We start from the raw sequence: 11,625 nt of genomic DNA on the forward strand, positions 1-11,625 counted from the left end.
CTGTTTTCTTATCTTATACAAAAAGCAAAAAAGCATGCTCGAAAGCATGCTTTTTTGCTTTTTTGCTTTTTTATCATTCGTTTTTAAACGAATCTGTTCCGCGTCTTCTGTTTCGTGCTGTGTCATCCGTTTCATTCCATGGGTTTACATTAACTCCAGGGTCCGCTTCGCTATTTGCTGGAGGTGTATTTCCAATCGAGGAATCGGATCCAAGAACAGGATTATATCCGCCCTCATTACCAAAAGTCGGGTCTCCCATTCCTGCCCCAGTCTTTCCTGCATTACGGTTGTCATCCAGGGAAGAATCGAGGTCTGGCCCAGAGCTGTTTACTGCTGATGGATCGGAAACACCTGTGCCTCCAGTACCGAACGGCATTTCTCCCGTCCTTCCCATCGTAGATCCACCAGTCATCATACTCTCAGATTCATTAGAGAAATCTTCTCTGTTCCTTAAGGTATCTCGACTGCTTGTCCCATCTACTGAAACATTGTCGGCAAGAGAACTGTTTGCGTCATAACCTACACCGCCAATGGTCCTATTCCCACCAAGAGTATCATCGTTTGCATCAACAGTACCGCTGCGAAGAGCGCCTCCTGCTCGAGAGTCATCAATCGCTGTTCCTCTTAGGGTGTCATCAGTACCGTAGGTTGTACCTTCTGTTCCGGCACCCATACCACCAGAAAGATTCGCATCGTTTGTATCATTATTTAAATTGAGTGATGATCGTTTTCCGTTCTCATCCACCATAACTAAAATTTTACCTGACTTAACATCACTTTCGTATCGGTTAGCCTCATCTTCAGGAATACCCATTCCAATTAGAGCACCTGCAAGTCCACCTGCTCCAGCACCCAGTGCCGCGCCAGTAAGCGTTGCAGCGATCGGGCCTGCGGCCAAAATAGGTCCGACACCAGGGATAGCCAACGCACCAACACCTGCTAAAAAGCCAGCAAGCCCTCCAAGGACGCCACCTGTAGCAGCTCCTGTTGCCATTCCCTCTTCTGTTTTTGTGCCAGTTTCATCATTTATCATTTCCACATCCGAGTGATCCTTTGCTACCACAGAAATATCATCCCGGTCATAACCTTGACGTTTTAAATCTTCAATTGCCTCAACAGCTTCATGCCCATTATTGTATACACCAACAATTCGTTTCTCCATCATAAATTCCTCCTTTAAGATAGATTCATAATATAGATACCCTGTATAAACAGGCTTAATCCTTTTTCCTCTTCTCTCAGCTTCAAATAGGGAATTTATTTTTTTTACAAAATACGCATTTTTCGACAATCCTTAAGGCTTTTTGGAGACTTTAGTTTTTTAGGATGGGCATTTTTTCCCCGTCAAGAAATATACTGAAAAGAGGACAAATACATCGGGCAAGATCTGTGGAAATTAAGGAATCAGGGGAATTATATGCGAAATAATCTTTTTCTTTTGGTAGATATTATATTTTATCTTGTTATCCCACTTGTTCTATGGGAGTTTGGAAGGCCTATGATAGGCGATTATTTATGCATGGTTCTTTCATCAATCCCAGGAGTTATTTATGGAACATTGAGATTTATTTCTTCAGGATTTTTAAATTTCTCTTCTATTTACCTTATCCTTAACATGGCTGCAGGAACCTTAACCGACTTATTTTCAAAGACTGCTTCCCATCTTCTTTGGAATAATATCTACTATTCCATTATATTAACGATGATTTTTCTTGGGAGTTCCCTTATCAAGCGGCCCTTATTTTTATATTTCTCTTTAGACTTATTAACATCACAAGGAAATGATCGAAAATTAACCAAGGAATTATTTTTTCAAAGAGAGATTTTAACTTTGCTGAATCGGGTTACTCTTATTTTTGGATTAGGAGAACTTCTTTACAGTCTGATAATGGCTAAACTAGTTAAATTATATGGAGTTGAAGCCTTCGAAACCGGGATTCTTATGGAACAGGCCCTGAATCTACTGTTTTCAGTTATTTACATAACAGGTTTGTACATTCTCTATAACCGCGTTGACAGGATTGTATCTATTAAAAAGCCCAGTAACCCCACTGTTACACGGAAGCATTATTTAATAAAATTCAATAAAGGCTGGTTTCTGCTAGAAAAAAGCTATTTCTTCTTCGGCAATCAGAATCGCTAAAAGGAAAGGTTAAATGCTGTCCTAATGTAATTAAAAAGGCATTTCCAAAGCTAATTAGGTATTAGCCTCAATACCCTTTGTTTTTTTATAAAATTGTATTCTTTAAAGCGTCGAAAAGGATGTTCTCCTTTTGAAAGAGGCTTTTTTAACATAAATAAAGACGACCTTCATTCAAGCTTTTGAATAAATAGGTCGTCTTTTTTTGCGATTTTTTCTTTGGTAAAAGAGTAAAGAACATAAAAAATCCTTGCTTTTTCTTGTAATAGTTGAGGCCAAGCTTTTTTAATTTCCTTTACAAAAGTCACTTTAATATGAAGTTTCTGTTTTAAGGGATGGGCTGAAGCGTGGGGAATATCAGAATTTGTCCGCATCGGTTGAATATAATCCACACAGAAAGACCTTTACTTTTAAAAAAGTTAAGTAATTCAACTTGTATAATTCAATATACCTTTATACGTATTACCCTTCTACCGGCTTAACAAGCATCTGATCTTTATCTGGGTAAACTTTTTCAATATGCTGTTCGCCCCACATACATAAAGAGTCAAGAATCGTTTTTAACGTCCACCCATATTCAGTCAGGGAATATTCGACTTTTGGAGGCACCTGGTTATATACCTCACGCAAAATAACATCATCCTCTTCCAATTCTCGCAATTGCTGAGTCAGCATTTTTTGAGTAATTCCAGGCATCAGCCTTTTTAGTTCACTTGTTCTCTTTTTCCCTTTTATTAAGTGACACAAAATTACTACCTTCCACTTTCCGCCGATTACCTCCAAGGCGGCTTCCACGGGTATATTATATTTTTTCATCGGTTTCGCCTTCCTCGTTAAAGTTCCAATAGTACCATTATACCCATTTGCCACTTTTTATCCTATAGGGTACTTTTTGGTGCCTATATACCCTGAAGGTGCCTGCGGTACTTAAAAGTGCGTACTTTTCCTTTTCATCTATATCCTGCATACTGGGTTTCAGGGTTCAGCTGGTGAATGGCGCCTTCACCCTGCCCGCATAAAATTTAACTCTTTTGGAGGAATTAAAATGACTTCATATATAGATACTCAAGTTAAAAAAGGAGGAACTCCAGCCCTTCTTGCCTTGGCAATTAGTGCTTTTGGTATCGGAACGACCGAATTTGTTCCTGTAGGGTTATTGTCGACCATTTCTAATGATTTAAATATTTCTATTACTATGGCAGGTTTATTAATTTCTGGATATGCATTGGGAGTAGCTTTTGGGGCTCCTATTTTAACAGCTCTCACAAATAAAATAAGCAGAAAAACCTTGCTTATGGCTCTAATGGTGATTTTTATCGCAGGAAATTCAGCAGCAGCACTTTCATCAAGTTTTAGCATGCTTCTAATAGCTCGCATCATTACAGCTTTTTCTCACGGAGTATTCTTCTCTATCGGTTCAACTATTGCGGCGGATTTAGTTCCTGAAAATAAAAGGGCTAGCGCGATCGCCTTCATGTTTACAGGATTAACAGTTGCGACTGTCACTGGAGTTCCGTTGGGTACATTTATTGGTCAGGCTTTTGGATGGAGAGCAACCTTTTCGGGAGTTGCCTTACTTGGTATCATCGGGATTTTCGCCAGTGCAGTATTAATACCTAAGAATCTCAAGGATGCCCCTCCATCGTCATTCAGCGATCAAATTAAGATTTTGAAAAATGGTCCGCTGTTATTAGCCTTTGCTATTACTGCTCTGGGATATGGAGGAACATTTGTAGCTTTTACCTATTTAACACCAATACTTCAAGATATTACAGGATTTTCATCGAAGGCTGTCAGCACGATTTTATTTGGCTACGGACTTGCTGTGGCAATTGGTAATACCACAGGCGGAAAAGCCGCTGATAAAAACCCTTTAAAAGCATTATTTTGGATGTTTCTCATCCAATCGATTATTCTAATCGCTTTAACGTTTACTGCTCCATTTAAAATTGCTGGTCTTTTGACTATCTTTCTAATGGGACTGCTAGCATTTATGAACGTTCCGGGTCTTCAAATTCTGGTTGTAAACCTTGCCGAAAAGTATGTTCCTTCTGCTGTTAATGTAGCATCGGCTTTGAATATTGCCGCATTTAATGTAGGAATAGCCATTGGAGCGTTTGTTGGCGGCATCATTGTCGACTCCATAGGGCTGCAGCACACCCCTTGGATTGGCGGCTTAATGGTTATGGGCGCAGTAGTCCTGACAGCCTGGAGTTCGGCGATTGAAAAGAAATCTATGAGTTAGAGAAAATAAGTGGCGGCACACCTAGTTTGTATGCCGCTTTTTACTATCTTTACTTTCTCCCTAGAGATAAGGCGATAGCCGCACCAGACCATATAATTACACAAAGCAAAATAAGATAAAACAAGCCTGACATGTTTACCACTCCTTCTTCTTTTTTTAAAATATAAAGTATGAAACGCGTTTCAGCGCAAGAAAGAGATGATGAACAATGGGAAATATCCGGGATATCGCCAAATTAGCTAAGGTATCGGTTACGACTGTTTCAAGGGTTCTCAATAATCACCCTTATGTTTCAGATGAAAAAAAGGAAGCTGTCAAAAAGGCTATTGATGACTTAAACTACCATAAAAATATGAATGCGGTTCATCTTTCAAAAGGAAAAACCAATATAATCGGGGTTGTGCTTCCCTTCATTAACCATCCCTATTTTAGTTCTATCCTTGAGGGGATTGCTCTTGAAGCCCAGCTCCAGCACTATAAAATCATGATTATCCAAACTAACTACAAACAAGAAAAGGAAAAAGAAGCCCTGGAACTGCTTCGACAAAAACAGCTGGACGCCTTGATTATTACCTCCCGATCGCTTCCTTTGGAGAATTACTCGCTTTTTAAGGAGTACGGAAAAATCATTATGTGTATGAATGCGATGGATAATGATTTTTCAAGTGTCTTTATCAATCATTTTGAAGCTTTTCACATAGGATTAACCCATTTAACAGATAGAGGGCATCGAAAAATTGGGTATGCAGTGGGAAGAAGGGTAGGAACAAACAGCCATGCCAGGTATATAGCTTATAAGGATTGTTTAAGTCAAATAGGGGAAAAACTTAGAGAAGAGTGGATTTTTTCAGACTGCCTGACCGTTGAGGATGGAAAAAGGATTGCACGAGAATGGATTCAATTAGAAGAAAAGCCAACCGCTTTAATTCTTACAAACGACCTGGTTGCAGCCGGCTGCATTATAGAATGCAGAAAACTTGGTATTTCCATACCAGGCCAGCTCGCGATTATTGGCTTTGAAAACCATGAAATCTCGGAGCTTCTTGATATAACTGCCATTGAATTGCCCCTGGATGTAATGGGCAGAAACGCTTTTAACCAAATCCTGCAATCAAATAAAGTACAACAGATAGAGATTCCCTACCGGTTAATCAAAAGAAAGACTGTTTAAAAAGCCGTCCAATCCTTTGGACGGCTACTACCTTATATAACTACTTCACCTGTTCATGCTGATTAATTTTCCGGATAACCTGGTTTAAAACCTCGGAAAACACTAAGCCGAATGCGATTGCCCCCGATAGAAGAAAAGCCTCAGCTGCAAGAGAAACAGCATGTCCATAATCATTTTGAACAAAATTTCTCATAGCATCATAAGCCAGCCCGCCAGGAACAAGAGGAATAACTCCGGAAACGCTAAATATGATGACGGGTGTTTTATACACTTTCGCAAGAATATGGCTGATGACTGCGACTAAAAAGGTTGCACTTAGCGTAGCAAGGACTGCGTCAGCACGCTGATCAACCATGACCACATATATAAGCCAGCCGAACATTCCAACCAAGCCGCACTTTACAAGAGATTGTTTTGGTGCATTAAAGATAATTCCAAATGCTCCTGTTGCAATAAAGCTTGTTATTAATTGTTCCAAAATTTTCATTTTATCCACCTAATTGTCTGCATTATTTCAGGATCTTGGAAGAGAGTTTAAAGAAAGGACAACACCACTGCTATCCCGGAACCAATAGCAAAAGCAGTTAAAAAGGCTTCCGCCCCTTTAGACAGCCCCGAAACAAGATGCCCCGCCATTAAATCCCGGACAGCGTTCGTAATTAAAAGTCCAGGGACTAGTGGCATTACTGATGCAATAATAATTTTATCCAGCTCCTGCCCAACTCCCAGTTTTACAAACAATGCTGAAAGAAATCCTATAATAAAGGAGGCCAAAAACTCCGAAAAAAACTTGATGGGCAAAAACCGGTGAAAGTAAACCAGTCCAAGAAACCCAAAGCCTCCAGCAATCACTGAAGGAAGAAAGTCATTCCAGGTTCCGTTAAACATTATAAGAAAGCAGCCGCTTGCTATAGCTGCCGCTGCAACTTGCACCGAAAAAGGGAATGTAAGGTTTTGTAAATCTACTTCTTTTAGAAGATGTTTTGCTTCAAGAAGGTCTATTTCAAAACTGCTAATGCTGCGTGAGATGCTATTTACCATGGTCACTTTTTTTAAATCGGTGGACCTTTCCGATATACGAGTCAGCTTTGTTCTGGTTGGACCGGTTCCTTCTGCTGAAAAAATAATTCCAGTAGGGGTTACATAACTATGTGATTGACGGATTCCAAACGCAGCTGCCATTCTCATCATGGTATCCTCTACACGGTATGTTTCAGCCCCGCTTTGCAGCATGATTTTTCCGGCCAGCAGGCAGACTTCCATCACTTCTTCAGTTGAATGATTCATTACTTCCATAAAAATCTCCCTGGCAATCAATAGTACTATCTTCTACAGTTTAAAGGAAAAAACAAATATTAATCAAATCCTAAGAAAAAGCAAAAGGGACACGTTTGGCTCCGTAAGGTATATTATGATGAGTTAAATTCACCACGTCCTCGAAAAAGCTGCGCTATTCCTTGGTGCGATACTCCCGAAGCTTTCCTTTTCCTGTGGGCCTCGGCTTCAACAGAGATAAAGGAAACACGAAGCATGAAATGATTTGATGTTGACTTATCGTAAGAGGAAGTGGGTTGGATACTAGGACAGCTATAGAAAAAAGCCCCCTGAAGAAATGTTGAGGGCCGCTTTCTATATTTATACTAAAATAGGTTCCCTCATCATTTTTTCAATGTCAGAAGGAATGGATGGCTTCCCATACAAGTAACCCTGCATTCTGGAGCATCCCAGCACCTGAAGAAAAGCTGATTGCTGTTCCGTTTCTACACCCTCTGCTATTACATCAAGGCCAAGATTGTTGGCCATTGTTATAATAGAAGAAATAATGGCCTCATTAGCATAATCCTTACCAATCTCAACAACAAATTCCCGGGCGATTTTTAAAGTATCTATTGGAAAATTAGTTAAATAGGACAAGGATGAATATCCGGTTCCAAAATCATCGACTGAAATCGAGATTCCCATATCCCTGAGCTGCGAGAGTTTATTATTAACAAGCGTCCGGTCTTTGGCAGCTATTCCTTCTGTAATCTCCAGATCAATCATTCCCGGCTCAATTCCTATTTCGGCTATGATTGATTTGACTGTATGTATCATGTTTTTTTGATAAAAATGTCTAGGTGATAAATTCACACCAACCTTGATATTTATCCCTTCAGTCCTCCACTTTTTTGCCTGCAGGCAGGCCATTTTAAGAACCCACTCACTAATAGGGACTATAGAACCCGTCTCTTCGGCAATCGGAATAAATTCCGCTGGTGAAATAAAGCCGTATTGAGGGTGATTCCAGCGTAATAATGCTTCGGCACCCACAATCCTTCCTTCTTTACTATCGATTTGGGGCTGATAGTGAAGTAAAAATTGGCCATGCTTTAAGGCATAATATAAATCGTTTTCCAATTCCAGTCTTCTTGAAGAGGAAGCAGCCTTCGAGGGGGAATAGATGGCATAACCATTTTTCCCGTTTTCTTTCACTCTGTACATGGCTATATCTGCATTCTTCAATAACTCCTCTCCTGTCAAACCGTCCATTGGATAAATAGAGATTCCAATACTTGCTGAAATCAGCAGTTCATGACCATTGACATGAAAAGGCTGTCTTAGAGATTGGAGCACTTTTTCAGCCCTCATTAAGGCATCTTCTTCAGATTTAATCCCTTTCGAGAATAGGACGAATTCCGCTCCGCCCTGCCTTCCAACCACTTCATTTGTAGCAATAAGCCCTTTTAGCCTACCACCGACTAAATGAAGCAGCTGATCTCCCAGAGTATGTCCAAGAGTGTCATTAATAATATTAAAACGATCTAAATCGATAAACATAATTCCATGCATATCATTTTTATTAATGTTGACAGCTTCATTCAAAACCTTCTCAATCATTCTTCTGTTTGGAAGGCCTGTAAGCAGGTCATTGTAAGCCATATTTCTGATTTTCTCTTCATTTCTTTTATTATCCGTAATATCTTTTGCTATCCCAAATACTCCCGTAACTTGGTTTTCAATTATAATTGGAACTATTGTAAATGAAGCAATCGTTTCAGTAACAAACAGTTGAATTTCAAAGCCCTTTGAATAACCCTTTATAGCCTCTGAAAAGATTTCGGTTACCACTTCCCTATTTTGCTCACTTACAATCTGTAAAAAATGCCGTCCGGCCAATTCATAACTTTGTAGTCCCAAAAGTTTTTGGCAAGCCTCATTGGAAGATGTAAATATCCCTTCAAGGTTCACAGAAAAAACGGCATCCGGATGATTATGAAAAAGAGAGCTGTAACGTTGTTCGCTATAGGTTAGTTCTCTGGTCCTTTCTCCATATTGCTTAAGCAGCTTATGGTTATCAATAAGAATAGCAACCTGACGAAGAATAATTAAAACGATAGTCGCTTCGGATCCAACCACCAGAGTTTTGTCCCCAGCCCCTTTTTCGGCAATAAACAGAAAAAGAAGGGCAACGGCCATATACGGTAAAAGAAAGCGAACAAAAAAAGATGTTTTTTGAAACAAACCGGTTTGTTTTAACCCTTTATGCTTTACTTTATCTCCGCCTCTTAGACCGGCAAGTCCAACTAGCAAAACAGAAAGGGGATATAAAGGATCTATAAAACTCCCTGAAATGTAAGTGTCAGTAGTCCGCATATACAGATAAAAGGTATCAGCGAAAACCTGAATTAGAAGTCCCCACATAATAAACTTCATGCTTTTCTTTTGAAAGATGTTATTTGAAAAAACATAAATATTTAAAATGCCCAGAAACAGCGCCAAATCGCCAACCGGCGTTCCTAAGGAGACAAGCATAAATAACGGAGAAACCTCTGAAACTTCGAGAATAGGCTTTATAAAAAAGCTCCAGCTAAAAGTTGCAGCAACCGTCATGGTAATAGCCATACTCAAAAGAGTTTTAATTGCTTTGTACTGTTCTCTTGCTTTAACAAGCTGATATGTTAAAGCCGAAAAGTAAAAGAATATTTGAAGCATATAAAAAATATCGGCATAACCAGGATAAGGCACATTAATTTTTAAATGGTTTTCATAATAATCCCCGATTACTTCTGCTGTAAAAAAGCTTAACGCCCCAAGGAAAAGGAGGAACCAAAACGGCCTGCCTACCACTTTTTCCTTTTTCCAAGCAAGGAATAGCCAAATCGATGAAAGCAGTGGAGCAAAAGTTGAAAAAGCATTTCCTCCAGGAATCAGCATTCTATCATTCATTTTCCAGTAAAGAATCCATCCATAATAACTAAATAAATAGAGAACAATAAAAAGAAAGAGAACCCATTTTCTGCGGCTATTTTCCATTTTTCCACTCCTGCTGTATGTCAGAGATGATGTAATAAAAAAACTGCCTTTTTTTGCGAAAAGGCAGTACCAATCTGAAAAAATTTTTTTTGCTCAGATAACCGGCAACCCGGCTGCCATAGTGAAAACACCTTAGGCCCGTAGCTTTGCGTCCTCACCTTTCAATGAGTTTGCCTTTTCAGTAGATTCAGTTTTTATGATATGAGCCTTATTTTACCACACATAATAATCAAATGGACTCATTTTTTTCCACATATAGCATAAAAAATAGTTATTCCAAGGTCTATAAGCCTGTATTTTTGACATAATTAAGCAAAAATAAATTTAATCAAACGTTTGATTAAATTTCTATAAGGCCTTATTTAAAAAGGACTTTTCCACAGCCTTATCCAATTCAGGGCTTAATTTGCTTCTTGTTGGAAATGCCATCCTGTAAAACTCAATGGAAAGGTTTTTGCTGTCTTCAATTACCTTCAGCTTTTTCTCGGGTTCATTTTTAGCATAAACTTCTACAACAGCATCAGTCCCTCCACTATTTAATTCCAATAGCCAAATTGTTATTTTCGAGTTTTTTAAGATTTTTATTGTCTTTTCAAACATCTTTTCTACTGCTTCCTGCCCTATTGTTCGTGCTGGACTGCAGCTGCTTTCTTTTTCAGGTCTTCCGCACTAGCTTCGGCACTAAGATCTTATTAATAGAAAGGAAATACGGAAGAGAAAAATCATAAGTCTGCTTCCGCTCATCATTAAAACGTTTTCATATACCAAATAATAATGAAACACGATAGAAAAAAGAGCCTAATAGGAGATGGTGACTTTCCCCCTTAGGCTCTTTTGCTATAATCATAATTTAATTTTTTCCAGCTTTATTATTTGAACTTCCTTTTCCCGGATTGGATGGGTCTTCCCCTTTTATATCTGTGCTAGTATTATCCGCAGGCTCTGAACCATTTCCCAGACCATTATTATTTTTAACCTTTTCTTTTTTATATTTTTCAGTATGTGAAGCCTTTGTACTCTTAGTAACAGTGTTTGTTTTCTTAGTCTGCTGCTTTCCTTTGCCAGGATTAGAAGGGTCAACTCCTTTGACGTCTGATGCAGTTCCATCCCCTGGCTCTGAGCCATTACCTAATCCATTATTATTTTTAACTTTTTTCTTCCTTTCAACAGGCTGACTGGTTGTGGATGATGTTCTTGGTTTTACTGCTGTATTTGTTGTCTCTGTTGTGCCCGGTGGTTGTACTGGGATAACTTTTGAAGTTATAGACTTAGAGGTGATTTCACTTGTATTTGAAGTATTATCTTTCGCTTGTGGTGTACCAGTGCTGTTTTGAATATAACGATTTAGGTATTCATAATAATTGCTTGTAAATGTACTTTGCTTCGTACCTGTAACCTTTTCCGTTCCTGGAGGGATGGCTGCTGCGGCTAAAACAGCTGCATATCGGGATTGCAATTGCTCAAGCATCGCTGCTACTTCCTGTTTTGAGAGGGATCCATCCTGATCCTTAGATAACGCTTCCATAAGGCTGGTCATTACCATCATATCACTTGCTGAGGGAATAACTGAAACCTGTGTCTGGCCCGAACCGCATCCACAATTACAATCCTTTTCTCCTGAAGTTGCCCATACTTTAGGCATAATACTCCCCCCGGCAAAGCCTAAGGCGATTAAAAAGGTGAAAAATAGGATTTTTTTCATATTTACTTTCTCCTTCCAAATTTGGTATAATTATATATTTACAAATTTGGAAATATTAAACTTCGAATGTCCTA

General features: G+C 39.1%; 10 protein-coding genes and 1 riboswitch. Of the genes, 3 read left to right on the forward strand and 7 right to left on the reverse strand.

Annotation, left to right across the window (positions count from 1 at the left end; translation table 11 throughout):
* Window positions 1-73 precede the first annotated feature (73 nt).
* On the reverse strand, window positions 74-1,165 hold the full coding sequence (locus AC3WR0_RS09270; RefSeq protein WP_492552044.1) for a YflT domain-containing protein: 1,092 nt from the start codon (window positions 1,163-1,165) through the stop codon (window positions 74-76).
* 252 nt (window positions 1,166-1,417) lie between these two features.
* On the opposite strand from AC3WR0_RS09270, the gene AC3WR0_RS09275 reads away from it, so the two are divergent.
* Window positions 1,418-2,143 carry a VC0807 family protein gene (locus tag AC3WR0_RS09275; protein ID WP_492552045.1) on the forward strand — a complete coding sequence of 242 codons (726 nt, stop codon included), beginning with the start codon at window positions 1,418-1,420 and terminating at the stop codon, window positions 2,141-2,143.
* Window positions 2,144-2,602: 459 nt separating this feature from the next.
* On the opposite strand, the gene AC3WR0_RS09280 is transcribed toward AC3WR0_RS09275, so the two are convergent.
* On the reverse strand, window positions 2,603-2,956 hold the full coding sequence (locus AC3WR0_RS09280; protein ID WP_492552046.1) for a winged helix-turn-helix transcriptional regulator: 354 nt from the start codon (window positions 2,954-2,956) through the stop codon (window positions 2,603-2,605).
* Between the two features lie 229 nt (window positions 2,957-3,185).
* Between AC3WR0_RS09280 and AC3WR0_RS09285 the strand changes: the two genes are divergently transcribed.
* Both AC3WR0_RS09285 and AC3WR0_RS09290 read left to right on the forward strand, forming a co-directional pair.
* Entirely contained in the window at window positions 3,186-4,385 is a 1,200-nt protein-coding gene (locus tag AC3WR0_RS09285) for an MFS transporter (protein WP_492552047.1), read from the forward strand.
* 208 nt (window positions 4,386-4,593) lie between these two features.
* Window positions 4,594-5,556, forward strand: coding sequence for a LacI family DNA-binding transcriptional regulator (locus AC3WR0_RS09290; RefSeq protein ID WP_492552048.1), 963 nt, complete (start codon window positions 4,594-4,596; stop codon window positions 5,554-5,556).
* Between the two features lie 40 nt (window positions 5,557-5,596).
* Here AC3WR0_RS09290 and AC3WR0_RS09295 read toward each other — a convergent pair whose 3' ends face one another.
* The 5 genes from AC3WR0_RS09295 to AC3WR0_RS09315 form a co-directional block, all read right to left on the reverse strand.
* On the reverse strand, window positions 5,597-6,043 hold the full coding sequence (locus tag AC3WR0_RS09295; RefSeq protein WP_492552049.1) for a threonine/serine exporter family protein: 447 nt from the start codon (window positions 6,041-6,043) through the stop codon (window positions 5,597-5,599).
* A gap of 47 nt (window positions 6,044-6,090) precedes the next feature.
* Window positions 6,091-6,852 carry a threonine/serine exporter family protein gene (locus AC3WR0_RS09300; protein WP_492552050.1) on the reverse strand — a complete coding sequence of 254 codons (762 nt, stop codon included), beginning with the start codon at window positions 6,850-6,852 and terminating at the stop codon, window positions 6,091-6,093.
* A 339-nt stretch (window positions 6,853-7,191) separates the two neighbouring features.
* A complete protein-coding gene (locus tag AC3WR0_RS09305) occupies window positions 7,192-9,849 on the reverse strand; it encodes a DUF4084 domain-containing protein (RefSeq protein WP_492552051.1) in 2,658 nt (885 codons plus the stop codon).
* A 100-nt stretch (window positions 9,850-9,949) separates the two neighbouring features.
* Window positions 9,950-10,034: riboswitch (cyclic di-GMP riboswitch) on the reverse strand.
* 163 nt (window positions 10,035-10,197) lie between these two features.
* On the reverse strand, window positions 10,198-10,449 hold the full coding sequence (locus AC3WR0_RS09310) for a hypothetical protein (protein WP_492552052.1): 252 nt from the start codon (window positions 10,447-10,449) through the stop codon (window positions 10,198-10,200).
* A 250-nt stretch (window positions 10,450-10,699) separates the two neighbouring features.
* Window positions 10,700-11,551 carry a hypothetical protein gene (locus AC3WR0_RS09315; protein WP_492552053.1) on the reverse strand — a complete coding sequence of 284 codons (852 nt, stop codon included), beginning with the start codon at window positions 11,549-11,551 and terminating at the stop codon, window positions 10,700-10,702.
* Between the last annotated feature and the right edge of the window lie 74 nt (window positions 11,552-11,625).

The sequence above is a fragment of the Neobacillus sp. FW104-15D2 genome (genome assembly GCF_058790155.1).